Below are 22858 nucleotides of genomic sequence, written 5' to 3' on the forward strand. Positions count from 1 at the left end.
GTTCCACATCTTCGAGATTACGTAACTACGTAATCTCGCGCAAGAGCTTTTCGGTGGTGACCGGGGTACGCCGAAGCCCCCGCCCGGCGGACCGGGCGGGGGCTTCGTTCCCGTGCGGGAAGGGCGGAGGGGTCAGGCCAGCAGCGCCGGGATGGTGCCCTCGTGCGCCTCGCGGAGTTCGGCGAGGGTGAGCGCGAACTCGCCCTGCACCTCCACCGTGTCGCCGTCGACGACGCCGACGCGGGTGGCCGGGAGGCCGCGCGCGCCGCACATGTCGTTGAAGCGGACCTCCTCCGAGCGCGGCACGGCGACGATCGCGCGGCCGGCCGACTCGGAGAACAGGAAGGTGAAGGCGTCGAGCCCGTCGGGGACGACCAGACGCGCGCCCTTCTCCCCGAGCAGCGCCGACTCGACCACGGCCTGGATCAGGCCGCCGTCGGACAGGTCGTGCGCGGAGTCGATCATGCCGTCGCGGGAGGCGGAGATCAGGATCTCGCCGAGCAGGCGCTCGCGCTCCAGGTCGACCTTAGGGGGCAGGCCGCCGAGGTGGTCGTGGATCACCTGGGACCAGGCCGAGCCGCCGAACTCCTCACGCGTGTCGCCCAGCAGGTACAGCAGCTGGCCGTCCTCCTGGAAGGCGACCGGCGTGCGGCGGGCCACGTCGTCGATGACGCCGAGGACGGCGACCACCGGGGTCGGGTGGATGGCGGCCTCGCCCGTCTGGTTGTAGAGCGAGACGTTGCCGCCGGTCACCGGAGTGCCGAGCTGCTGACAACCGTCCGCGAGACCGCGCACGGCCTCCGCGAACTGCCACATGACGGCCGGGTCCTCGGGCGAGCCGAAGTTCAGGCAGTCGGAGACCGCGAGGGGCTTGGCGCCGGTCGTGGCGACGTTGCGGTACGCCTCCGCGAGGGCGAGCTGGGCGCCCGTGTACGGGTCGAGCTTGGCGTAGCGGCCGTTGCCGTCGGTGGCGATCGCGACGCCGAGGCCGGACGCCTCGTCGATGCGGATCATGCCGGAGTCCTCGGGCTGGGCGAGGACGGTGTTGCCCTGCACGAAGTGGTCGTACTGCTGGGTGATCCACTGCTTGGAGGCCTGGTTGGGCGAGCCGACCAGCTTCAGGACCTGGTCCTTCAGCTCCTCGGACGTCTGCGGCCGGGGCAGCTTGTTCGCGTCGTCCGCCTGGAGCTCGTCCTGCCAGGACGGGCGCGCGTACGGGCGCTCGTACGTCGGGCCCTCGTGGGCGACGGTGCGCGGGTCGACGTCGACGATCTTGCCGCCGTGCCAGAAGATCTCCAGGCGGTCGCCGTCGGTCACCTCGCCGATGACGGTGGCGATGACGTCCCACTTGTCGCAGATCTCGAGGAAGCGGTCGACCTTGTCGGGCTCGACGACCGCGCACATCCTTTCCTGCGACTCGCTCATGAGGATCTCCTCGGGGGAGAGCGTGGAGTCGCGCAGCGGCACGTCGTCGAGGGTGACGCGCATGCCGCCGGAGCCGTTGGAGGCCAGCTCGGACGTGGCGCAGGACAGGCCGGCCGCGCCGAGGTCCTGGATGCCGACGACCAGCTTCTCCTGGAACGCCTCCAGGGTGCACTCGATGAGGAGCTTCTCCTGGAAGGGGTCGCCGACCTGCACGGCGGGGCGTTTGGAGGGCTTGGCGTCGTCGAAGGTCTCGGAGGCCAGGATGGAGGCGCCGCCGATGCCGTCACCGCCGGTGCGGGCCCCGTACAGGATGACCTTGTTGCCGGCGCCGGACGCCTTCGCCAGGTGGATGTCCTCGTGCCGCATGACGCCGATGGCACCGGCGTTGACCAGCGGGTTGCCCTGGTAGCAGGCGTCGAAGACGACCTCGCCGCCGATGTTGGGCAGGCCCAGGCAGTTGCCGTAGCCGCCGATGCCGGCGACGACGCCGGGCAGGACGCGCTTGGTGTCGGGGTGGTCGGCGGCACCGAAGCGCAGCGGGTCCACGACCGCGACCGGGCGGGCGCCCATCGCGATGATGTCGCGGACGATGCCGCCCACACCCGTGGCCGCGCCCTGGTAGGGCTCGACGTACGAGGGGTGGTTGTGCGACTCGACCTTGAAGGTGACCGCGTAGCCCTGGCCGACGTCGACGACACCGGCGTTCTCGCCGATGCCGACGAGGAGGGCGTCGGACTCGGGGGCCTTCTCGCCGAACTGGCGGAGGTGGACCTTGGAGGACTTGTACGAGCAGTGCTCGGACCACATGACGGAGTACATGGCGAGCTCGGCGCCGGTCGGGCGGCGGCCGAGGATCTCCACCACCCGCTCGTACTCGTCCTTCTTCAGGCCCAGCTCGGCCCAGGGCAGCTCGACGTCGGGGGTCGCGGCCGCGTGCTCGACCGTGTCCAGAGGCGTCCGGCTCATGCGTTGACCAGCTTCTTGAGGATCGAGGTGAAGAACGGGAGGCCGTCGGTGCGGCCGGTGCCGATCAGCGGCTCGACGGCGTGCTCGGGGTGCGGCATCAGGCCGACGACGTTGCCCGCCGCGTTGGTGATGCCGGCGATGTCGTTGAGCGAGCCGTTGGGGTTGACGTCCAGGTAGCGGAAGGCGACGCGGCCCTCGGCCTCCAGCTCGTCCAGCGTCCGCCGGTCGGCCACGTAGCGGCCGTCCATGTTCTTCAGCGGGATGTGGATCTCCTGGCCGGCCGTGTAGTCGGTGGTCCAGGCGGTGTCCGCGTTCTCCACCCGCAGCTTCTGGTCGCGGCAGATGAAGTGCAGGTGGTCGTTGCCCAGCATGCCGCCGGGCAGCAGGTGCGCCTCGGTGAGGATCTGGAAGCCGTTGCAGATGCCCAGCACCGGCAGACCCGCCTTGGCCTGGTCGATGACGGTGTCCATCACCGGCGAGAAGCGCGCGATGGCGCCGGCCCGCAGGTAGTCGCCGTAGCTGAAACCGCCGCAGAGCACCACGGCGTCGACCTGCTTGAGGTCCTTGTCCTTGTGCCAGAGGGCGACCGGCTCGGCACCGGCGACGCGGATCGCGCGCTGGGTGTCCCGGTCGTCCAGGCTGCCCGGGAAAGTGACGACGCCGATACGAGCGGTCACTTCGCGGCCTCCGCGACTTCCTCGACCCGTACGGTGAAGTCCTCGATCACGGTGTTGGCGAGGAAGGATTCCGCAAGATCGTGGATACGGGCGAGCGCGGCCTCGTCGACCGGCCCGTCAACTTCCAGTTCGAATCGCTTTCCCTGACGGACGTCCGAGATCCCTTCGAAACCCAGTCGCGGCAGTGCGCGCTGCACCGCCTGGCCCTGGGGGTCGAGGATCTCCGGCTTGAGCATGACGTCGACTACGACGCGTGCCACTGGCACTCCCGGTGTGTGGTGCTGAGCAGGTCCCTTCAGACTACCCGCACAAAATTTCTACGCGAGTAGAGTTGGAGGAATCTACGTGACCGTCATCACGATTCGGCATCGCGGAGAGACATCAGGGAAAAGATCCGGGAAAGATCTCCGTTTGTCCGCACACCCCTATTGCGCACCGGACACGCGGACAGATTTAGTCGGGCTTCACATTGCATTGCCGGGCACTGTACAAATGAATTGTCATTAGCAGATACTTTGCCCGATTACAGGCGGACAGCCGACATCTCCGCGATGTCCCGGCACGTCATCACGGACGTCCGGACGAGAGGTGTCGCACGAAGGGACCGATATTCGTGGCGCAGAAGGTCGTGGTCACGCTCTTTGACGACATCGACGGCTCGGAAGCGGCGGAAACGATCGCCTTCGGCCTGGACGGCACGTCGTACGAGATCGACCTGAATGAAACCAATGCCAGGAAACTGCGTGCGGCCCTCGAGCCCTACGTGGACGCCGGCCGCAAGCGGTCGCGCTCCGGCAAGGCGTACCGGCAGACGGAGGTCGCCCCGGACCCGGCCGCCGTGCGCGCCTGGGCACAGGCGAACCGGATGGACGTCCCCGCGCGCGGGCGGATCCCCAAGAAGGTCTACGAGGCGTTCGCCGCGGCGCAGTGAGCCGGCCGGGTGACCCGCCTCGACGGCCGGTCACCCGTCCCTCGCGGCAACCGACTTGCGCGACACCCCCACTGATCAGCTAGAGTCTGGAGCACGCCGAGGGGCAAGGCCGAAAGGCCCGACTCACGGAGTACTTGCGGGTGTAGTTCAGTAGCAGAACATCCCCCTTCCAGGGGGAAGGCGCAGTGTGCAATTCCTGTCACCCGCTCTGCATCGCCGTACCGAGCATCCTTGTGGATCAGGTAGGCTGGTGCCCGCGCCGATCGGTGAGAGCCGGTCGGAGGCAATGCGGACGTAGCTCAGTTGGTAGAGCGCAACCTTGCCAAGGTTGAGGTCGCGAGTTCGAGCCTCGTCGTCCGCTCCAGATCAAGGCCCCGGTCATCGACCGGGGCCTTCGTCGTGCGTTCCCCACGCATTTCCCGGGGCCCGTGAGGGTCCGTCTGACATTTGTCATGTCCGGTGATGACAGCGCGCACTGCCGTGCCGCCCCGGCCGCCGGGATGCTCGAAGCATGGAAGCGAACGAACACGAACACGTGATTGAGGTCACCGGCCTGCGACGTGTCTACGGGGGCGGGTTCGAAGCGGTCCGCGGGATCGACTTCTCGGTGCGGCGCGGAGAGGTCTTCGCCCTGCTCGGAACCAACGGCGCCGGCAAGACCTCCACCGTCGAACTGCTGGAAGGACTCGCCGCCCCGGCCGGCGGGCGGGTCCGGGTGCTCGGCCACGACCCGTACACCGAACGCGCCGCCGTACGGCCCCGCACCGGCGTGATGCTCCAGGAAGGCGGGTTCCCCTCCGAGTTGACCGTCGCCGAGACCGCCCGGATGTGGGCGGGGTGCGTCAGCGGGGCCCGCCCCGAACGGGAGGTGCTGGCGACGGTCGGACTGGAGTCGAAGAGCGGCGTCCGGGTGAAGCAGCTCTCCGGGGGCCAGCGGCGCCGCCTGGACCTGGCGCTCGCACTGCTCGGCGACCCCGAGGTGCTCTTCCTCGACGAACCCACCACCGGACTCGACGCCGAGGGCCGCCGGGACACCTGGGAGCTGGTGGGCGCGCTGCGCGACGGCGGTACGACCGTGCTGCTCACCACGCACTACCTGGAGGAGGCCGAGAACCTCGCCGACCGGCTCGCGATCATGCACGACGGACGCATCGCCGCCACCGGCACCCCGGCCGAGGTGACCGCGAGCGAGCCGTCCCGGATCACCTTCGAACTGCCCGAGGGGTACTTCGTGGGCGACCTGCCGCCCCTCGCCGAACTGGGCGTGAGCGACCACACGGTCGACGGCCGGACCGTCCGGCTGCGCACCCGTGAACTGCAGCGGGCGGCCACCGGACTGCTGATGTGGGCGCAGGGCGCCGGAGTGGAACTGCGCCGGCTGGACGTGCGGTCGGCATCGCTGGAGGAGGCGTTCCTCGGGATCGCCAAGGACGCGTCGGCGGGGACGACGACGCCGAAGGAGTACGCGGCATGAGCACGACCACGAGCACGAGCGCGGCCAGGACCACGACCACACCGGTGAGCCGGATGGTCTCCCTCGCCCGTGCCGAACTGACCCTGCTGGGGCGGAGCAAGGGCACCCTCGTCACCGCGCTGTTCGTGCCGCTGGTGCTGCCGCTGAGCGTGCGGTCGGCGGCCGAGGAGATGGACCTCGCCGAGGCGGGACTGACCCCCGGCGCCGTGGTACTGCCCGCCGCCGTCGGCTTCTCCCTGCTGTTCGCCGTCTACTCCGCCCTCGTCGGTGTCTTCGTCGTCCGGCGTGAGGAACTCGTCCTCAAGCGGCTGCGCACGGGCGAGCTGCGGGACGCCGAGATCCTCGGCGGATCCGCGCTGCCGTCCCTCCTCACCGGGCTGGTGCAGTGCCTGGTGCTGACCGCGGCCTGCGCGGTGCTGCTGGACATGTCCGCGCCGTCCGCGCCGCACCTGGCCGTCCTCGGCCTGCTGTTGGGGCTCGTGATGTGCGCCGCCCTCGCGGCCGCCACCGCGGGCCTCACCCGGACCGCCGAGAGCGCACAGGTCACACCGATGCCCCTGCTGATGGTCTCGATGATCGGCTCCGGCATGTTCGTCCCCCTGGAACTGCTCCCCGACCAGCTCGCCTCGGTCTGCGAACTGCTGCCGCTGACCCCCGTCGTCACCCTGGTGCGCGGCGGCTGGACCGGCGACCTGTCGGCCTACGAGGCCCTGGGCACCCTCGCGACGGCGGTGGCCTGGACCCTGCTGGCGGTGTTTGCTGTACGGCGGTGGTTCCGCTGGGAGCCGAGGCGCTGACGTACACGAGGGCGGGGAGACACGGGACATGAGCGGGCCGGGCGGCTGGTGGGGGCGGAAGAGCACACCGGCGAAGGTCGAGACGTACACACGGTGGTCGTTCCACTTCATCTGCCTCACCGAGATCGCCGCGATCGGGCTGTCGGCCTTCGGACAGGTGGGAGGGCGGCTCGCACTCGTCCTGTCGCTGCTGGTCACGGCGCACGCCGTGCTGGGCATGGTGGTCGTCTCCCGGTCCCTGGACTGGACCCGCCGACGGCGTCCCCAGCCCCTGCGGCTGCTGTGGGCGCTCGGCGCCCTGACCGCGGCGCTCGCGGTCGCCGCCCTCGCCGTCGCGGAACACGGGCCGCCGGGGGACGACGTCGACGCCGCCGCGGGCTCGGTCTTCGGGGGCGTGGTCTGCTTCGGCACGGGCGTCGTCACGCTCGGGGTGCGCGACCGGCGACGCGTCCTCGCCGTCGTCGGCGGGTTCGCGGCCGGATCGTGCCTCGTGCTCCTGCTGCTGGGCGCGCCCGCCCTCACCGCACTGGGAACGTCCGCGATCGTGCTGGCCGGAGCCGGCTTCATCGCCTTCACCGCGGTCTTCTCCGTCTGGCTGCTCAACGCCGTCTACGCGCTCGACGAGGCGCGGGAGACCCGTGCCCGGCTCGCGGTCGCCGAGGAGCGGCTGCGGTTCGGACGGGACCTGCACGACGTGATGGGGAGGAACCTCGCCGTGATCGCGCTCAAGAGCGAGCTGGCCGTCCAGCTCGCGCGGCGCGAACGGCCCGAGGCCGTGGAGCAGATGATCGAGGTGCAGCGCATCGCCCAGGAGTCCCAGCGGGAGGTGCGCGACGTGGTGCGCGGCTACCGGGAGATCGACCTGGAGGCCGAACTCAACGGCGCGCGGGGAGTCCTGAGGGCGGCCGGGATCGACTGCGAGGTGAGCGGCGAGACGGGCGGGCTGCCCGGTGAGGTGCAGTCCGCCCTCGGCTGGGTCGTGCGGGAGGCGACCACCAACGTGCTGCGGCACGGGGACGCGAAGAAGTGCACCGTGTCGGTGCGGATGCCTGAGGGGCGTGTGGTGTTGACGGTGCAGAACGACGGGGTCACGGCTCCGTCCGGCAGGACCGGACCGGCCGGCGTGGGCGGCTCGGGTCTGGCGGGGCTGCGGGAGCGGCTGTCGGCGGTGGGCGGCACGCTGACCGCCGGCGGCGTCGGCAAGGGCACGTTCCGGCTGGTCGCGGAGGTGCCCCTGAGCAGTGCCGGGGCCGCGCTGGAGGTGGCGTCGTGACGGACGTCGTCCGGGTGCTGCTCGCCGACGACGAGCACCTGATCCGGGGCGCGCTGGCCGCCCTGCTCTCCCTGGAGGACGACCTCCTCGTGGTCGCCGAGGCGGCCTCCGGTCCCGAGGCGCTGGCGATGGCGCGGGCGCACGCCCCCGACGTCGCCGTACTGGACCTGCAGATGCCCGGCGCGGACGGTGTGAAGGTCGCCACATCCCTGCGGACGGAGCTGCCCGGCTGCCGGGTGCTGATCGTGACCGGTCACGGGCGGCCCGGGCATCTGAAGCGGGCGCTCGCTGCGGGTGTGCGCGGGTTCGTCCCCAAGACCGTCAGCGCCCAGCGGCTCGCGGAGATCATCCGCACGGTGCACGCGGGAAACCGGTACGTCGACCCCGAGTTGGCGGCCGATGCGATCGCCGCCGGCGATTCCCCGCTGACCGCGCGCGAGGCCGAGGTGCTGGAGCTCGCGGCGGACGGGGCGCCCGTGGCGGAGATCGCGGAGCGGGCCGCACTGTCCCAGGGGACCGTGCGGAACTACCTCTCCTCGGCGGTCTCGAAGCTCGGGGCGGAGAATCGTCATGCCGCGGTCCGTCTCGCACGCGAGCGGGGTTGGGTATAGTTGTTCTCGCGCCACGGCGCAACGCGGACGTAGCTCAGTTGGTAGAGCGCAACCTTGCCAAGGTTGAGGTCGCGAGTTCGAGCCTCGTCGTCCGCTCCAGATCAAGGCCCCGGTCATCGACCGGGGCCTTCGTCGTGCGCTCAGCTCCAGGTGGTGCCGGTCAGACGCTCGTACGCCTCCACGTACTTGGCGCGGGTCGCGTCCACGACGCGCTCCGGCAGCGGCGGCGGGGGCTGCTCGCTCTTCCGGTCCCAGCCGGACTCGGCCGAGGTCAGCCAGTCCCGCACGAACTGCTTGTCGTACGACGGCTGCGCGCGGCCCGGCTCCCACTGCTCGGCCGGCCAGAAGCGGGAGGAGTCCGGGGTGAGCACCTCGTCCGCGATGACCAGGGTCTCGCCGTCGAAGCCGAACTCGAACTTGGTGTCCGCGAGGATGATGCCCCGGTCGCGGGCGATGTCCCGGGCGCGGGAGTAGGCGGCGAGGGTCGCCTGGCGCAGCTGGGCGGCGGTCTCCGCGCCGACCTGGCGGGCGACCTCCTCGTAGGAGACGTTCTCGTCGTGCTCGCCGACGGCGGCCTTGGTGGCCGGGGTGAAGATCGGGGCGGGCAGCTCGGAGCCGTCCACCAGGCCCTCGGGGAGGGCGAGGCCGCAGACCGTGCGGGACGCGTCGTACTCGGTCAGGCCGGAGCCGGTGAGGTAGCCGCGGGCCACGCACTCCACCGGGACCATGTTCAGGGACTTGCAGACCAGGGTGCGGCCCGCCCAGTCGTCGGGGGCACCGGCCGGCAGGTCGGTGCTCAGGACGTGGTGGGGGAGCAGGTCGGCGAGCTGGTCGAACCACCACAGGGAGAGCTGGGTGAGGATCCGGCCCTTGTCGGGGATCTCGGTCGGCAGCACCCAGTCGTAGGCGGAGATGCGGTCACTGGCGATCATCACGAGGTCGCCCGCCTCGTTCCGGTACAGCTCGCGCACCTTGCCGGTGTGCAGGTGCACCAGGCCCGGAACCTGGATCGGCTCGGGCTTTTCGACGAATCCGGACACGGTTTCTCCTTGTGGTTCTTTCCAAGTGACTCGATTCTCCCGTACGGGGCGAACGGGCGCGGCCGCGGGTCAGTCGCGTTTGCAGATGCGGTCCAGGAGGTTGGCGGTGGCGCGCTGGATGCGGGCGTCGGTGTGGCCCGGGCGGTCCAGGGCCGGTGACCAGGCGAAGGTGCCGGAGGCGAAGACCCAGGCGCCGGAGGGGGCCCGGTAGAGGGACGTCTCCTGGTGGCGGCGTGCCCCCTGGCGGTCGGTGTACGGGGAGTGGGCGAGCAGGACGCGTTCCTCGTGCGCGGGCAGCGGGGTGCGCGGGTAGTAGCGGTCGGCCTCGGCGGCGACCATGCCCTCGATGCCGTCGCCCTCGTGCGCGCCGGTCGCCTCCCACATCCAGTGGCCGGCGTTGCGGACGATCAGCGGGTGCGGTTCCGGGACGGGGCCGGCGTACTGGATGCCGAGCAGCTGCTGTTCGGCGCGGTCCTGTTCCCGCCACAGCGTGGGTTTGCCCGGGCCCTGGCGCTTGCGGCAGGTCAGCAGGCGGTCGGGGCCGGACGGGGAGGGGGCGAGCTCCACCTGCCAGTACATGGTGTTGGCGGAGAGGAAGACGAGGGACGTGCCGTGCTCGAGGGCGCGTTCCACGGCGGTCCGCATGGGCATCGACCAGTACTCGTCGTGGCCGGGGAAGATCAGGCCCCGGTAGCCGGTGGGGTCGATCCGGCCGGCGTGCAGGTCGCGGGCGTCGGCGTAGGCGAGGTCGTAGCCGTAGTGCTCGGCCCAGCGGATGACGTCGTAGGCGTGGCCGACATGCAGCGGGAGGCCGGCGCCCGCGTACGGGCGGTCGAAGGAGACGGTGGTGGCGGCGTCGGCCTCACCGAGCAGCCGGCCCTGTTCGTCCCAGGCGTGGTAGAGGCTCGCGCCGGTGCGGCCGTCCTCCGGGTAGAGGTTGTACGCCTGCCAGGTGACGTCGGGCAGGACCAGGAGGAGGTCGGCGGGACGGCTGTCGCGGACGGTGAACGGGATGTGCGAGCGGTAGCCGTCGGCGGTGGTGAGGACGGCGACGTACGCGCCGACGCTCCAGTACGACGGGACCGGTAACCGCCAGGAGAGCCACCAGTGGTGGCAGGAGATGGTGCGGTCGGCGGTGAGCGGCGGCGGCTGCACGATGCCGGAGAGCCGGGGACTGGAGGTGATCTTGGTGGCGCCGTGGCCGCCGTAGTGGCCGATGCGGTAGACGTCGACGTCGAACGGCTGGGGCGGGTCGACGGTGATGTGGAAGTCGATGGACTCGCCGGGGGCGACCGCGCCGGTGGAGGCGAAGCCCTTGATCTGGCGGCGCACGTCGTCGGCGGCCCGGGGCCCGACCGAGTCGGAGGAGCGGGGGGCGGGGATGGTGGGCCCGCCCTGCTTCGGGACACGGGCGGCGGTCCGTCCCGGGGACGCGTACGGTTCCGGGTCCACGTACCAGGGGACGACCTGGCCGCTGTCGCCGAAGTACGTCTCGCTGCCGCGCAGCCACGGGAGGGGGCCCTGTCCGAAGGGATCGTTCACGGCGTGCGCCAGTGCTCCCGACTCCCAGCGGCGGACCTGCTCCGAACCCATGATCGCTCCCCTCCCTCGTGCCCCCGTCGCGGTGCGGTGCGTGGTGCTGTCCGGCAGTCGTCTGGCGGATGATGCCTGCCGCCAGTTATGTGTTTGTCGTATGTCGCGCGCTCTTGCCAGCGGGCGCGAACGGTCCAAGCACATCACATTACGCGCGAGCTCCGTCACCGTTCGTCTTGAATTGACCGAAAACGGAAGGGCGGGCTCCGGGGGAGTGGGGGTGGGGGGAGCGGAGGCGGGTCGTCGGCTCAGACGAGCCGTACGGGCTTCTCCGGGCGTATGCCCTGCCGGGTCAGCCACAGCCGGAGGGCCGCGGGGTCGCCGTCCTCGATGAGGGTGAGGATCTGGGGGGACGGATCCGTGGCCCGCACACCGCCGAGGAGCAGCGTGGGTCCGTCGAGCCAGTCGAGTCCGGGGGTGGCGCCCGCGGTGTCCATCGCCGCGCAGCAGACCATCGCCGTGATGTGATCGGCGAGCAGCTCCCGGCCGGTGCGCGGGGGCTGGAGGGGGAAGAGGGGAAGCGCCTGGTCGTCCCGGAGGGGGAGGGGGTCCGGGGCTCCGTCCGTGCCGGCACCGGAAGCGAAAGGTGCCGCCGCCGCCCCCTCCCGGGCCAGCTCAGCGCTGAGCCGGGCGGCGAGAGCGGCACTGCGGGGGGTGACGGCGGCCAGGTCCTCGTCGTCGGGGGCCGACGCCGTGGACGGGGCGGGATCCGCGGGCGGGGTGGGCTCGGCGGGCCGGGCGGAGGGCGTGGGCGGGGACGGTTCCGTGACCGGGGAGGGTTCTGTGGGCGGGGTCGCGGAGACGCTGGACGAACAGGGCCCGGACGAGGCAGGGCCTGCGGACGGGGCAACCTCCGTGGACCCGGCTGCAACCGTGGGCGGAACGGGCTCAGCAGGTGAACCCGGTGCCGTGGGCGGGGTCGCGGAGGCGCTGGACGAGGCGGGGCGCGCGGACGGGGCAGCCCCTGTGGCCCCGGCGACAGTCGTGGGCGGATCGGCAGCCGTGGCCGGGGACGGTTCCGCAGCCGGGGAGGGTCCTGTGGGCGGGGTCGCGGAGACGCTGGACGAACGGGGCCCGGACGAGGCAGGGCCTGCGGACGGGGCAACCTCCGTGGACCCGGCGGCAGCCGTGGGCGGATCGGCAGCCGTGAGCTGGACGGGTTCCGTGGACGAGCCCGGGCCCGTCGGCGGGGTGGGTGCCGTTGGGGGCTCCGTGGGCGTACCGCGGTCCGCGGGTGAGGCGGGTGCCGCGAGGAGGCCGGGAGTCGTGGGCCGGGCGGGCTCCGTGGACGGGTCGGTCTGCGCGGACGGGTCGGTCTGCGCGGGCGCGGGGGCTTCCCCGTGAAGGGGCGGGGTGGCCAGGTGGGCCAGGACCCGGGAGAGGGTGGGGGCGTCGGAGGTGGGGGGTTCGCCGGGAGTGGGCGGGACGTGCAGGGCGTCCAGGACGCGGTGGAGGCGGGCGGCGTCGCTGCGCCACTTGCGGTCGACGACCTCCTCCGGATAGTCGCCCCAGTGGACCGGGGACCAGTCCGGGCCGGTTTCCGCGGGCCCGCCGTGGAAGAGGCGGGCGGCGAGGAGCGAGGCGGCCTCGTCCACCGCGCCGGGCTCTTCCAGCAGGTCGCAGGCGGGACGCTCGCCGAGGCGGGAGGCGAAGCCCTCCGCCAGCCGGTCCCGGCGGGACAGCTCGGTCAGCGCCGCCACCACCCCGGCGTTGAGCCGCGAGGGCCAGCGGCCCATCCGCCAGGCCGGCAGCGCGACCCGGGTGAGCAGCCGGTCCCAGCCCGCGTACGCCAGGCCCACCTGCTCCTGGGCGACGATCCGCAGCCCGTAGTCCACGGTCTGCGCACGCTCGGCCGCCGCTGCGGCGACCCCGCGCTCCATCTCGGCGGCGTGTCCCCGGCAGCCGCGCAGCAGCAGGCGGGTGACCCGGCCGACGGCCGCGAGCGCCCCGCGGACCACCGGCCCCCTGCGGGGCGCCGAGGCCACGGCCACCGCGGCGTCCAGCCCCCGCACGAAGCGCCGGGCGGCGGCTATGTCCGGGTGCGCCGACGGTCCCGTACCGGCGACGACCGGGGCCAGGACCGCGCGCAGCTCGCCCACGCGCATCCACCACAGGAACGGGGAGCCGATCACCAGCACGGGCGCGCCGGCGGACCCGGCCCGGGCGGAGCGCCCCGCACCGGCCATGCCGCCGGGCTCCTCGGCGGGCGGGAGGCCGTGCGCCGGGTGGGTGCGGTCCTCCAGCCAGCTGTCGCAGTCCGGGGTGAGCGCTATCGCGGAGGGGGCGGGAACGTCGAGCCGGTCGGCGAGGTCGCGCACCATCCGGTACAGGTCCGGGGCCGCGTCCTCGGCGATCGGGACCGTGGGGGTCATGGCGGGCCGGGCCCGCGCGACGACCAGGGCGACACCGGCGGCCACGAGCAGGACCAGCACCGCGACCGGTGTGAGGAGCCGGCGGGCGAGGTCCCAGCCGCCGCCCGGCAGGTGACCGGTGGACCCGCCGACGAGCAGGATCACGGCGACGGCGGCCGGCAGCAGCGCGACGGCCAGCGCCCGGCTCCGGACGCGCAGCACGGCCAGCGCGTGCGACCTCGCGGTCTGCGCGCCCGCCTCCGCTCCCGTTACGCTTCCGCTTCCGCTTCCGCTCATGACCCGACCTCACCCCCTCCCGGCGGTCCTGCTGCTGTCCCGGCGTTGTCCACTCCCCCACTGTGGCACCCGTCACTGACATCGCAATGCCGATGGGCCAAGTGCCGGAACGCTTGCGCGGCACCATAGTTGGGGCCTCGCCCCTCGTCAGCCGGATGGCACATCGCTCACTCGATGGAATGGCTTTGGGGAAAGGTGGATGACGGACGGCAAGGATCAGGCCCCGGATCCTGAGCCTCAGGATCCGGGGCCTGCGGGGTTCATCCGCGCCGAGTGCCCGGCCTACGCCTCCCGCGCCGCCTTCGCCGCGATGTCCGTGCGGTGCTGGGAGCCGTCGAGGCCGATGCGGGACACCGCGCGGTAGGCACGGTCACGGGCCTCGGTGAGGTCCTTGCCGGTCGCCGTGACGGACAGCACGCGCCCGCCCGCGCTGACGACCGCGTCGCCGTCCCGCTTCGTCCCCGCGTGCAGCACGTACGCGTGCGGGGCGTCCTGGGCGGCGACCTCGTCCAGGCCGGTGATGGGGTCACCGGTGCGCGGGGTGCCGGGATAGTTGTGCGAGGCGACGACCACGGTGACCGCGGCCTCGTCGCTCCAGCGCGTCGGCTCCAGGTGGGCGAGGTTCCCGGTGGCGGCGGCCATCAGCAGGCCGCCCAGCGGGGTCTTCAGCCGGGCCAGGACCACCTGGGTCTCGGGGTCGCCGAAGCGGGCGTTGAACTCGATCACGCGGACACCGCGCGAGGTGATCGCCAGACCGGCGTAGAGCAGCCCGGAGAACGGGGTGCCACGGCGCCGCATCTCGTCCACGGTCGGCTGGAGGACCGTCTCCACGACCTCGTCGACCAGCTTGGGGTCGGCCCACGGCAGCGGGGAGTACGCCCCCATGCCGCCGGTGTTCGGGCCCTCGTCCCCGTCCAGCGCGCGCTTGAAGTCCTGGGCGGGCTGGAGCGGTACGACCGTCTCGCCGTCGGTGATCGCGAAGAGGGAGACCTCGGGGCCGTCGAGGAACTCCTCGATGACCACCCGCTCACAGCCGCCGGCGTGCGCGCGGGCCGCCTCGACGTCGTCGGTGACGACGACGCCCTTGCCCGCCGCGAGCCCATCGTCCTTGACGACGTACGGGGCGCCGAACGCGCTGAGGGCCGCGTCGACCTCCTCAGGCGTCGTGCAGACGTAGCTGCGGGCGGTGGGCACGTCGGCCCCCGCCATCACGTCCTTCGCGAAGGCCTTGGAGCCCTCGAGCCGCGCCGCCTCCTTGGAGGGGCCGAAGACCGGGATGCCCGCGTCGCGCACGGCGTCGGCGACACCGGCGACGAGGGGCGCCTCCGGGCCGACCACCACGAGGTCCGCGCCGAGCCGGGTGGCCAGCGCGGACACGGCCGCGCCGTCGAGGGCGTCGACCTGGTGCAGCTCGGCGACCTCGGCGATGCCGGCGTTGCCGGGGGCGCAGTGCAGCGCGGTGACGTCGGGGTCGAGGGACAGGGAACGGCACAGGGCGTGTTCGCGGGCGCCGCCGCCGATGACGAGGACCTTCACGGGGTCAGCCTAACGGGAGACGGCGGGTTCGCTTTGTGCGGGCTTCCGAAGGAGTGGAAGGCGGCCGTTCGTACGTTCCTCCAGGTCCCTAGTCGTTCGTGAGCTCCTCGACGACCGTCGCGCCCAGCTCGCGGACGAGCAGCTCCTGCCCGGAGAGGGCGGACTCGTCCAGGTCGGGGTCGTCGTCCTCGGGGACGTCGTCCTCGGGCGAGACGGGGGGCGGCGGCTCCGGGGCGGACGGGCGGGGTGCCGGGGCGGGCGCCGCCGGGGCAGGGCTCGCCGGCGGCGCGGGCGGGGCGCTCGCCTGGGGAGCGGGCGGGCGCTGACCGCCCCCGGCACCGGTGCCGCCACCGCCGTACCCACCGCCGTACCCGCCGTCGTTGCGGCCGCCGGGCGGTGCGGCCGGGGCGGGCGCCGCCATGCCCCCGCCACCGGACGCGTCGACGATCGCCTCGATCCTCCACTGCACGTTGAACTGCTCGGCCAGCGCCTGGCGCAGTACGTCCTCGCTGCCGCTGCTGAGGAAGTTGTCCCGCGCGCCGGCGTTCACGAAGCCGATCTGGAGCGTCGTGCCGTCGAAACCGGTCACCTGGGCGTTCTGGCTGAGCAGGATCCAGGTGAAGCGACGACGGTTCTTGACCGTCTCCAGGATGTTCGGCCAGAGCATGCGGGGGTCGAGACCACCGCCGCCGCCGCCCGAGGGCGCCGGGGCCGCCTGGGGGGCGGGCGCGGACACCGGCGCGGGTGCGCCGGCCGCGGCCGGGGGCTGTCCCCCACCCGCGGCCGCAGCCGTGGGCCAGCCACCGGGCCGACGGCCACCGCTGCCCGCGGAGGCGGCGGTGGGCCAGGCACCGGGGGCCGCGGGGGCCGGGGCCGGGGCGGCCGCCGGAGGCTGCGCCTGCGGAGCGGGAGGAACAGGCGCGGGAGCGGGAGCGGGCGGTGCCGGAGCGGGGCCCGGACCGGTCCCCCGGACCGCCGCCCGGGCGGCCGCGGGACCCCCACCCGGCGCGACCGGCACCTGAGCCGCCTGGCCCGCCGGCGCTCCCGCGTGGGCCTCCGGCCCGGGTACGTATCCCACGGCGGGCACACCGGTACCGGCGCCGCCCGCGGAGAAGTTCACCCCGCGCTCGATCCGGTCCAGCCGGGCCATGACCGAGCGCTCGTCACCGTAGGCGGCGGGCAGCAGCACGCGCGCGCAGATCAGCTCGAGCTGGAGGCGCGGCGAGCCGGCGCCGCGCATCTCGGTGAGCCCCTCGTTGACGAGGTCGGCGGCGCGGCTCAGCTCGGCGGCCCCAAAGGTGCCGGCCTGTGCCTGCATCCGCTCGATCACGTCGGCGGGGGCGTCGATGAGCCCCTTCTCGGCGGCGTCGGGCACGGCGGCGAGGATGACGAGGTCCCGCAGCCGCTCCAGCAGATCGGCGACGAACCGCCGCGGGTCGTTGCCGCCCTCGATCACCCGGTCGACGACCTCGAAGGCGGCGGCCCCGTCACCGGTCGCGAAGGCCTCGACGACGGAGTCGAGCAGCGAGCTGTCCGTGTACCCCAACAGGGAGGTGGCCATGGCGTACGTCACACCGTCCTCACCCGCACCGGCGAGGAGCTGGTCCATGACGGACATCGAGTCACGCACGGACCCGGCGCCGGCCCGCACGACGAGCGGCAGCACCCCCTCCTCGACGGGGATGTCCTCCTTGCCGCACACCTCGCCGAGGTAGTCCCGCAGGGTGCCGGGCGGCACCAGCCGGAACGGGTAATGGTGCGTACGCGACCGGATGGTCCCGATGACCTTCTCGGGCTCGGTGGTGGCGAAGATGAACTTCAGATGCTCCGGGGGCTCCTCGACGACCTTGAGCAGCGCGTTGAAACCGGCCGGCGTGACCATGTGGGCCTCGTCGATGATGTAGATCTTGTACCGGCTGCTCGCGGGCCCGAAGAAGGCCTTCTCGCGCAGGTCACGGGCGTCGTCCACACCACCGTGGGAAGCGGCGTCGATCTCGATGACGTCGATCGAGCCGGGCCCGTTGCGCGCGAGGTCCCGGCAGGACTGGCACTCACCGCACGGCGTCGGGGTCGGACCCTGCTCACAGTTCAGGCACCGCGCCAGGATCCGCGCGCTGGTCGTCTTGCCGCATCCGCGCGGGCCGCTGAACAGGTACGCGTGATTGACCCGGTTGTTCCGCAGCGCCTGCTGCAACGGGTCGGTGACATGCTCCTGCCCGATGACCTCGGCGAAGGACTCCGGGCGGTAACGGCGGTAGAGCGCGAGAGACGACACGCATACGAGGTTATAGGCGCCCACCGACAACGGGCCCCGGCCACGGCGCCGAGGCCGGAAACGCAAGCGCCCCCCACGCACCCGCCAGAGCCGACCTACCCTTGCTGCCTTCCGGCCCTGGGGGAGTTCAGTCAGATAGCGCCGCGTGAGGGGCTACGGCAGAGGTTACCCCATGTCGCGGGCGAGGAACGAGTTCGCAAGCACCCCTCTCGGTCATGTAATGTTCCCACCGGAGGATTCGCCTAGAGGCCTAGGGCGCACGCTTGGAAAGCGTGTTGGGGGCAACCCCTCACGAGTTCGAATCTCGTATCCTCCGCCAGTGCCTCACCGGGCACGTTGTCGAAGGGCCCCCTGGAAACAGGGGGCCCTTCGACGTGTGAGGTCACAGGTGCCGTGGTCGGATCGGCGCTGAACCCGTTACGGCGAATCCGCCGTCCGCTTCACAGCGACCGTGCCGGCCGCAGCCCGGCGGACGGCTTCGGCTGCCGGCCCCGGGAGCGTGCCCCGTCAGCGTTCGGCAACCGGTGCGCTCATCGTGCGGAAGAATTCCGACTTGAGCTCCGGCTCCGTCCATGATGTGGACCTGTCGCCCAGCCTCGCAGGCGGTGTACGACCTCAGCCGGTCCGTCTTCGGGTGGGCGCGCTCGCCGAGCAGCTTCACGGCCGCCACGGTCAGTCCGGGCTCTTCCCGGGGTCCCGGGCATGGGGCGTCACCGTCAGTCCTTGGTGAGCAGTTCCCTGGCCGCGTAGTAGGCGTGCAGGGCGGCCTCGCTGCCGGAGCCCAGGGCGGTCATGATCCGTTGGAAGCGGGCGGAGCGGAGGTCGCCGGCCACGATGACGCGGGGGTGCTGGCCGGTGGGCGGACAGTAGCCGTCCGCGCCACGGTTCAGGTCGCCGGGCGGGGCGGTCGGCGCGTTCCCGATGCTGAGGTAGGCGGCATCCGCCGTGACCGTCTGCCGTGCGCCGTCCCCGCCCACCGCTTCCGCTGACACCGTGGTGCCTTCCGCGGACCCCAGCGTCAGGTGCTCGACGGGGAGGAGGGTGACTCGGGGGTCCTCGTGGATCTCCTCGATCTTGTACTCGTCGGCCGCCGGGTACGCCACGAGCAGGCGGGTGTCGGTGGCCGGGTGGGCGCGCAGGAAGGTGCCGATCGGGCGGTCGCCGCCGAGGACGAGGAGAGTACGGCCCTGGGCGTCGTCCGCCTCGGCCTTCCAGAGCGGGGGCAGGGTCAGGCCGTCGGGGGCGGTGATCCAGGCGACGTCGCGGGGCTGGAGGGGGCCGACGCCCGTGGCGACGATGGCGTACGGGGCGGTGAGACGGGCGCCGGTGTCGAGCGTGACGGTCACGTGGACATCACCGGCACGGAGTTCGGTGACGTACCGGCCGAGTTCGAGGCGGCACAGCTCCGTGTTCTTCAGTTCTGTGGTGATGGAGTCGGCGAGCTCGGGGCCGCTCGTGTAACCACCGAGGACGTTGTTCAGGGCCGGAACGCGATAGAGGTTGCGGCACAGCGCGTCCGGCTCGATCAGGATCGAGCGCATACCGACGCTGGCGGCCATCCGGGCGGCGGCGCAGCCCGCCGGGCCGCCACCGATGATGATCACGTCCGTGTCGTGGGTGGCGGGCGAACCGGTGCGGGACGGTGTGTCGGCCATGGAGCTATTCCAGCACCGGGGCCCCGGCGTACGCGGTGAGTTGCCCCATCACGCCATCGCCGAGGCGGATCCCAGCGTTCGACTGACCGACCTGGCAACCCTTTACGGCCAAATCTGACGGATGCCGTGGGACGAGCCGGCGGGGCCGCGCGATCGAGCCCCTGGTCAGGGGATCCCTCGCCCGCCTGCTGACTGACGGGTCCCTGCCCGTCGCCCCGGCGATCGGCGGGTACTGGACCCGCGGCGACGACGTCGAGATCGACCTGGTGGGCGCCGACCGCCGGCCGGTGGCCGAGGAATCGCTCTTCCTCGGTTCGGTCAAGTGGCCGGAGGATTCCGCGTTCGACGGGCACGACCTGGCAGTGCCGCGGAAGCACCGGGCCCCGATCACCGATGAACCGGTACCGCTCGTGGCGGTCTCCCGCAGTGGGGTCACCCGTTCCGCCTTCAGGCGGTGTACGGCCCCGGGGAACTGCTCGGCACCTGGCGCACGCGTGGACAAGGACCGCTCACCGGCGATGAATTCGCTCCGGAGCGGGAGTCTCCTTCAGGACCGCCCTCGCCGGACGTCCGCCGTCCGGTCCAGGGACACCGCGGACCACGCCCCCTGACAGGAGTCCAGCCCGAATGACTGATCCAGCACTGGCAGCGAACCGCGACCGCGAGACCGGGCTCTGGCCGTTGATCCGTGCCGAGCGGGCGGCGCTGGCGGCCGATCTCGCGGATCTGAGGGACGAACAGTGGGAAACCCCCTCGCTCTGCGCCGGACTGACGGTGCGGGAGGTGCTGGCGCACCTGACCGCGGGCGCGAGCCTCAACGCCGTGCGCTGGCTGACGGGCGTGATCCGCTGCCGGTTCGACTTCGACAAGCAGGTGGCCGTACGGCTGGCCGAGCAGCTCGGCGCGACGCCGGGCGAGACCCTCGAACGTTTCCGGCGCGTCGTCCCGAGCACGACCAAGCCTCCCCTGCCCGCCGTCGCCCTGCTGGGCGAGACGATCGTGCACGGGGAGGACATCCGGCGCCCGCTGGGCATCCGCCGTGACCGCCCGGTCGACGTCGTCACCCGGGTGGCCGAGTACTACCGGGGCTCGGACCTCGTGGTCGTCGCCAAGGGACGCATCGGCGGCCTGGAGCTCGTCGCGGACGACGGACCGTTCACGGCCGGTTCCGGGCCCCTCGTCTCCGGCGGCACCGTGGCCCTGGTCATGGCGATGACCGGGCGTGCGGCGTACTGCGACGATCTCGAGGGCGACGGTGTGGAGATCCTCCGCAGCCGCTGCGGGACGGCGTGACGCGCCGCCGTGCCCCCCTCAGGCGCGGGCGAGTTCCGCCGCGCCGAAGGAGACGTCGAAGCGGTCGCACCAGATGGTGACGCTGGTGTAGCGGGACGGGTCGACGTCCTCGGGGACGGTGTAGTTCTGGCTGCCCTTGTTGCCCTTGAGCTCGCCGAGGTCGACGTACCGGCCGTCGTCGAAGACGCGCCAGCCGGCGCGTCCCTCCTTCACCGGCGCGTCGGTCAGCCACACGTGCAGGTCGGGTCCGTTGCTGGTGTCGAGCCCTTCCAGGCGCACCACGTGGCGGCCGTCGGCCAGCCGTACGAACGTCACCGTGCCGGACGTCGCGTGCTCGTGGCTGATCAGCTCGCCGCTCGCCAGGGTCGTCGGTCCGGCCGGCGGCGGGGTGGCCGTCGTCCCGGACGGTGCCGCGGCAGGCGGTGCCGGGGCGGCCGCCGTGGCCTCGGGCAGCGCCTCCCGCACCGTCTCGTCCTGCCACAGCTTCCACGGCTGGAACCAGTACAGCCCGAAGCCGACCCCGGCGACCACCGCCACCAGCACTCCGGCCGCCCACGGCCCGAACAACGCGCTCCGCACCCGCCCCATGGCGTCCGCCCTCCCGGTGATCACTTGTCCCGGCTCCCATCCAACGGGGCGGACCGGCCGTCCGGAACGGCGTGGCGGATGACGGAATCCTTACGTGTCACGCCCCGTCGCCGGCCTGCCGCGTGTTCAGCGGGTGATCTCCACCTGGCGGGTCTCGCTCACCTGGTCCACCTCGGAGACCCTGATCGTCAGCCTCATCGTCCAGGTGCCTTCGAGGGGGAGGTTGAGGTCGTTGGTGGCCCAGTAGCCGCCCCGGTCGGTCAGCTTCGCGTCGATGGGGCCGATGTCCTTCGCCGCGAGGGTGAAGGAGAGGCGGAGTTCGGGGACGAAGGCCAGGGCGCCCCGGGGGCCGAAGACCACCGCCTGGAGGCCGTTCTCGCCCACCCGGCCCGGGTCCATCGTGAGCTGCACCGTGCCCCGTCCGCCGGAGGTGCCCACGTCGTAGGGGATCGTGAACGCCTCCGCCCCGGGGAGGCCGGCCACCTGAGGCTCGGGCGCCCTGGCCGCCTCCGCCTCCGCGCGGGCGGGGAGGGTGCCGGTCAGCACCGTGGTGACCAGCAGGACGACCACGGCCACGACGACCTCGGCCAGTACGGAGCGGCGCAGTGCGCGGCGGAGGCGGTCCTCCGGCCCGTCCGGTCCGCCCTGGTCGCCCGGTTCGCTCCGCCCGTCCGGTCCGTCCCCCACATCCGGTCCGTCCGCCGGTGGGGTCACCGGGCCCGGCGCCGGAGCGGGTCCGGACGCCCCCACCAGTTCCGGTACGCGTTCCTGGACCGCCGCCGGTGCCTGCGCCGGTCGCGCAAGGAGGGTCGTCCAGCGGCGGGAGAGTGCCGCCGCCGGCAGCAGGAAGACCGTCACGGCGAGCTTGACCGTCAGGGTCCGGCCGTACGACGTCTCCGTGAGGGCGGACCAGGAGCCGAGGCCGCGCCAGGACTGGTGGACGCCGGTGACGACGAGGACGGTCACCGAGGTGAAGGCCAGGCGGGAGAAGCGCGTGACCACGGCGGCCGACGGCGGGGTCTTCGCCCGGTGGAGGGTGAGGAGGAGGGCGGTCAGGCCGCCGAGCCAGCACGCCGTCGCCAGCAGGTGGAGCACGGACGACGTCATGGCGAGGGGGACCAGGATGCCGACGGAGGCGTGTTCGGCCGCCGCCCAGGTCAGCGCCAGGGCTAGGGAGAACACCGCGCCGGCCGCCAGGCGGGTCCGGGGGGAGCGGCGCCGGACGAGCGGCAGGAGGAGCGCCGCCGCCGACAGCAGGGCGAGGCGCGTCAGCAGGGCGAGGCCCGGGCGGCCGGTGAGGGTGCCGGTGAACGCCGAGGGGTCGAGGGCGGTCGCCGGTGAGGTGCCGTTCTCGTACGGGGCGCGCAGGACGAGCAAGGCGGCCGTGGCCGTCAGCAGGGTCCACCAGCCGGTGAGCAGCGGCAGCCGCAGCGGGGCCGGGTCCGGCGGCCGGCACAGCGCCGCGAACGCCGCCGTGCCGATGAGCAGCGCGGCGGCGATGTAGGCGAGGTAGCGGCCGGTGTCGTAGAGGCTCTTGGTGACCGGGTGCTCGGCGTGGTCCGCGGGCGCCGCCGGTGCGGTGGGCGAGGGCGCGCCGACGGAGAAGGTGAAGGCGCCGGAGACCGGGTGGCTGTCGGCGGAGACGACCCGCCAGGCCACCGTGTACGTGCCGTCGGCCAGGCCGCCGGGCAGGTCCGCGCGGGCGGTGTCGGAGGCGCCGTCCGCGTGCCGCGGTTCGCCGAGGGGGACCCGGCGGTTGTCGGGGCCGTAGACGCGGAAGGAGTCCTCGAGCAGGCCGACGGACTCCGTGAAGGTCAGGGTGAGGTGGCGGGGCGCCGACTTGACGACGCTTCCGTCCCCGGGGTCGCTGCCGCGGAGGGCGGCGTGGGCGCTCGCCGGGGCCGCGCTGCCGAGGAGGAGCAGGACCAGCACGGTGCCCAGCAGCACCAGCCCTCGAAGTCGCCGGGTTCCGCGGCCACCCGGGGTTCCGTCCCGTCCGTCATCGCCCGCCGCCCCGTTCCGCCGTCGCTCCACGTCGTACCCGCCTCCCGGCCGTTCCGGCTCCGGGGTTACGTA

At 72.7% G+C, this 22858-nt stretch carries 17 protein-coding genes, 4 tRNA genes, 1 other RNA gene and 2 pseudogenes; 11 read left to right on the forward strand and 13 right to left on the reverse strand.

The window, feature by feature from the left end; genetic code table 11:
• Nucleotides 1-132: 132 nt before the first annotated feature.
• Genes purL through purS form a run of 3 tightly spaced genes read right to left on the reverse strand, consistent with a single transcriptional unit; the run spans nt 133 to nt 3328 of the window.
• Complete coding sequence (gene purL / locus ACH5AO_RS22645) at nt 133-2391, reverse strand: phosphoribosylformylglycinamidine synthase subunit PurL (protein WP_398927373.1); 2259 nt, start codon at nt 2389-2391, stop codon at nt 133-135.
• Nucleotides 2388-3068 carry a phosphoribosylformylglycinamidine synthase subunit PurQ gene (purQ, locus tag ACH5AO_RS22650; protein WP_398927375.1) on the reverse strand — a complete coding sequence of 227 codons (681 nt, stop codon included), beginning with the start codon at nt 3066-3068 and terminating at the stop codon, nt 2388-2390. Before purQ ends, purL begins: the two co-directional genes overlap by 4 nt.
• The gene (gene purS, locus ACH5AO_RS22655) at nt 3065-3328 is read right to left on the reverse strand and encodes a phosphoribosylformylglycinamidine synthase subunit PurS (protein ID WP_006133353.1); all 264 of its coding nucleotides are present in this window, start codon (nt 3326-3328) and stop codon (nt 3065-3067) included. Before purS ends, purQ begins: the two co-directional genes overlap by 4 nt.
• Before the next feature lie 353 nt (nt 3329-3681).
• Between purS and ACH5AO_RS22660 the strand changes: the two genes are divergently transcribed.
• The 8 genes from ACH5AO_RS22660 to ACH5AO_RS22695 all read left to right on the forward strand — a co-directional run bounded on the left by ACH5AO_RS22660 (nt 3682) and on the right by ACH5AO_RS22695 (nt 8253).
• Nucleotides 3682-3999 carry an Lsr2 family protein gene (locus ACH5AO_RS22660; protein WP_398927377.1) on the forward strand — a complete coding sequence of 106 codons (318 nt, stop codon included), beginning with the start codon at nt 3682-3684 and terminating at the stop codon, nt 3997-3999.
• A 136-nt stretch (nt 4000-4135) separates the two neighbouring features.
• Nucleotides 4136-4207 (forward strand) — tRNA-Gly (locus ACH5AO_RS22665).
• 80 nt (nt 4208-4287) lie between these two features.
• Nucleotides 4288-4363, forward strand: a tRNA-Gly gene (locus ACH5AO_RS22670).
• A 147-nt stretch (nt 4364-4510) separates the two neighbouring features.
• On the forward strand, nt 4511-5473 hold the full coding sequence (locus tag ACH5AO_RS22675) for an ABC transporter ATP-binding protein (protein WP_398927379.1): 963 nt from the start codon (nt 4511-4513) through the stop codon (nt 5471-5473).
• The gene (locus ACH5AO_RS22680; RefSeq protein WP_398927381.1) at nt 5470-6270 is read left to right on the forward strand and encodes an ABC transporter permease; all 801 of its coding nucleotides are present in this window, start codon (nt 5470-5472) and stop codon (nt 6268-6270) included. The genes ACH5AO_RS22675 and ACH5AO_RS22680 overlap by 4 nt, the downstream gene beginning before the upstream one ends.
• A gap of 28 nt (nt 6271-6298) precedes the next feature.
• A complete protein-coding gene (locus ACH5AO_RS22685) occupies nt 6299-7543 on the forward strand; it encodes a sensor histidine kinase (RefSeq protein ID WP_398927383.1) in 1245 nt (414 codons plus the stop codon).
• Entirely contained in the window at nt 7540-8154 is a 615-nt protein-coding gene (locus tag ACH5AO_RS22690; protein WP_398927385.1) for a response regulator, read from the forward strand. Before ACH5AO_RS22685 ends, ACH5AO_RS22690 begins: the two co-directional genes overlap by 4 nt.
• Nucleotides 8155-8177: 23 nt before the next feature.
• Nucleotides 8178-8253: transfer RNA gene (locus ACH5AO_RS22695), tRNA-Gly, on the forward strand.
• Nucleotides 8254-8294: 41 nt separating this feature from the next.
• On the opposite strand, the gene ACH5AO_RS22700 is transcribed toward ACH5AO_RS22695, so the two are convergent.
• The 6 genes from ACH5AO_RS22700 to ffs all read right to left on the reverse strand — a co-directional run bounded on the left by ACH5AO_RS22700 (nt 8295) and on the right by ffs (nt 17404).
• Nucleotides 8295-9194 (reverse strand): phosphoribosylaminoimidazolesuccinocarboxamide synthase, encoded by a 900-nt coding sequence (locus tag ACH5AO_RS22700; RefSeq protein WP_398927387.1) that lies wholly within the window; start codon nt 9192-9194, stop codon nt 8295-8297.
• A gap of 69 nt (nt 9195-9263) precedes the next feature.
• On the reverse strand, nt 9264-10787 hold the full coding sequence (locus ACH5AO_RS22705) for a N,N-dimethylformamidase beta subunit family domain-containing protein (RefSeq protein ID WP_398927389.1): 1524 nt from the start codon (nt 10785-10787) through the stop codon (nt 9264-9266).
• A gap of 248 nt (nt 10788-11035) precedes the next feature.
• Nucleotides 11036-13435, reverse strand: coding sequence for a hypothetical protein (locus ACH5AO_RS22710; protein WP_398927391.1), 2400 nt, complete (start codon nt 13433-13435; stop codon nt 11036-11038).
• A 282-nt stretch (nt 13436-13717) separates the two neighbouring features.
• Nucleotides 13718-14971 (reverse strand): phosphoribosylamine--glycine ligase, encoded by a 1254-nt coding sequence (gene purD / locus ACH5AO_RS22715; protein WP_398927393.1) that lies wholly within the window; start codon nt 14969-14971, stop codon nt 13718-13720.
• Between the two features lie 88 nt (nt 14972-15059).
• Nucleotides 15060-17246 (reverse strand): DNA polymerase III subunit gamma and tau, encoded by a 2187-nt coding sequence (locus ACH5AO_RS22720; protein ID WP_398927395.1) that lies wholly within the window; start codon nt 17244-17246, stop codon nt 15060-15062.
• 59 nt (nt 17247-17305) lie between these two features.
• Nucleotides 17306-17404: signal recognition particle sRNA small type (gene ffs / locus ACH5AO_RS22725), an RNA gene on the reverse strand.
• Nucleotides 17405-17477: 73 nt separating this feature from the next.
• Here ffs and ACH5AO_RS22730 point away from each other — a divergent pair.
• Nucleotides 17478-17565, forward strand: a tRNA-Ser gene (locus ACH5AO_RS22730).
• A 249-nt stretch (nt 17566-17814) separates the two neighbouring features.
• On the opposite strand, the pseudogene ACH5AO_RS22735 reads toward ACH5AO_RS22730, so the two are convergent.
• Both ACH5AO_RS22735 and ACH5AO_RS22740 read right to left on the reverse strand, forming a co-directional pair.
• A pseudogene (locus tag ACH5AO_RS22735) lies at nt 17815-17937 on the reverse strand (NUDIX hydrolase); the annotation flags it as partial.
• A 25-nt stretch (nt 17938-17962) separates the two neighbouring features.
• Nucleotides 17963-18901, reverse strand: coding sequence for an FAD-dependent oxidoreductase (locus ACH5AO_RS22740; protein WP_398927397.1), 939 nt, complete (start codon nt 18899-18901; stop codon nt 17963-17965).
• 131 nt (nt 18902-19032) lie between these two features.
• Here ACH5AO_RS22740 and ACH5AO_RS22745 point away from each other — a divergent pair.
• Nucleotides 19033-19391, forward strand: a pseudogene (locus tag ACH5AO_RS22745) (ATP-binding protein); the annotation flags it as partial.
• A 137-nt stretch (nt 19392-19528) separates the two neighbouring features.
• Entirely contained in the window at nt 19529-20194 is a 666-nt protein-coding gene (locus ACH5AO_RS22750; RefSeq protein WP_398927399.1) for a maleylpyruvate isomerase family mycothiol-dependent enzyme, read from the forward strand.
• A gap of 18 nt (nt 20195-20212) precedes the next feature.
• Here ACH5AO_RS22750 and ACH5AO_RS22755 read toward each other — a convergent pair whose 3' ends face one another.
• Both ACH5AO_RS22755 and ACH5AO_RS22760 read right to left on the reverse strand, forming a co-directional pair.
• Complete coding sequence (locus tag ACH5AO_RS22755) at nt 20213-20782, reverse strand: DM13 domain-containing protein (protein ID WP_398927633.1); 570 nt, start codon at nt 20780-20782, stop codon at nt 20213-20215.
• A gap of 126 nt (nt 20783-20908) precedes the next feature.
• Nucleotides 20909-22729 carry a copper resistance CopC/CopD family protein gene (locus ACH5AO_RS22760; RefSeq protein WP_398927401.1) on the reverse strand — a complete coding sequence of 607 codons (1821 nt, stop codon included), beginning with the start codon at nt 22727-22729 and terminating at the stop codon, nt 20909-20911.
• Nucleotides 22730-22858 lie beyond the last annotated feature (129 nt).

The organism is Streptomyces sp. NPDC018964, assembly GCF_044390325.1.
In the GTDB taxonomy this organism is placed as follows: domain Bacteria; phylum Actinomycetota; class Actinomycetes; order Streptomycetales; family Streptomycetaceae; genus Streptomyces.

Bases quoted from the DNA above. Each gene is read 5' to 3' on its own strand.
- ACH5AO_RS22680 (WP_398927381.1), top strand. From the start codon at position 5,470: ATGAGCACGACCACGAGCACGAGCGCGGCCAGGACCACGACCACACCG.
- ACH5AO_RS22705 (WP_398927389.1), bottom strand. From the start codon at position 10,787: ATGGGTTCGGAGCAGGTCCGCCGCTGGGAGTCGGGAGCACTGGCGCAC.
- ACH5AO_RS22710 (WP_398927391.1), bottom strand. From the start codon at position 13,435: ATGAGCGGAAGCGGAAGCGGAAGCGTAACGGGAGCGGAGGCGGGCGCG.
- ACH5AO_RS22675 (WP_398927379.1), top strand. From the start codon at position 4,511: ATGGAAGCGAACGAACACGAACACGTGATTGAGGTCACCGGCCTGCGA.
- ACH5AO_RS22750 (WP_398927399.1), top strand. From the start codon at position 19,529: ATGACTGATCCAGCACTGGCAGCGAACCGCGACCGCGAGACCGGGCTC.
- ACH5AO_RS22740 (WP_398927397.1), bottom strand. From the start codon at position 18,901: ATGGCCGACACACCGTCCCGCACCGGTTCGCCCGCCACCCACGACACG.
- ACH5AO_RS22755 (WP_398927633.1), bottom strand. From the start codon at position 20,782: ATGGGGCGGGTGCGGAGCGCGTTGTTCGGGCCGTGGGCGGCCGGAGTG.
- purL (WP_398927373.1), bottom strand. From the start codon at position 2,391: ATGAGCCGGACGCCTCTGGACACGGTCGAGCACGCGGCCGCGACCCCC.
- ACH5AO_RS22685 (WP_398927383.1), top strand. From the start codon at position 6,299: ATGAGCGGGCCGGGCGGCTGGTGGGGGCGGAAGAGCACACCGGCGAAG.